Origin of the sequence: Pseudonocardia sp. EV170527-09 (assembly GCF_008369905.1) — a bacterium.
In the GTDB taxonomy this organism is placed as follows: domain Bacteria; phylum Actinomycetota; class Actinomycetes; order Mycobacteriales; family Pseudonocardiaceae; genus Pseudonocardia.
The window spans coordinates 1-311 of sequence record NZ_VRMC01000391.1 but is presented as its reverse complement, the minus strand read 5'-3'; the positions used below and the strand labels follow the sequence as shown (position 1 = coordinate 311).

Genomic DNA, 311 nt, shown 5'->3' with positions numbered 1-311 from the left:
ATCGACGAACACCCGGAACGGGACCCGGTCGAAAACGGTCATCTCGGATGCGGTCGGCGAGATCGAGATCTCGGTCCTGCGCGACCGGGCGTCGACGTTCGAACCGCAGATCGTGCGGAAACGACAGCGCCGCCTCGGCGACGTCGACGAGATCGTGCTGTCGCTGTATGCGAAGGGTTTGACGACCGGGGAGATCTCCGCGCACTTCGCGGAGATCTACGGGGCGTCGATATCGAAAGAGACGGTCTCACGGATCACCGAGTCGGTAATCGCCGAGATGCAGGACTGGGTATCGCGGCCGCTGGACTCGG

The 311-nt window shown here is 63.7% G+C and carries 1 protein-coding gene; it reads left to right on the top strand.

Features of this window, described 5'->3' with window-relative positions; genetic code table 11:
- The coding region (locus tag FVA95_RS29590; protein ID WP_193564453.1) for a transposase at positions 1-311 on the top strand (311 nt) is incomplete at both ends.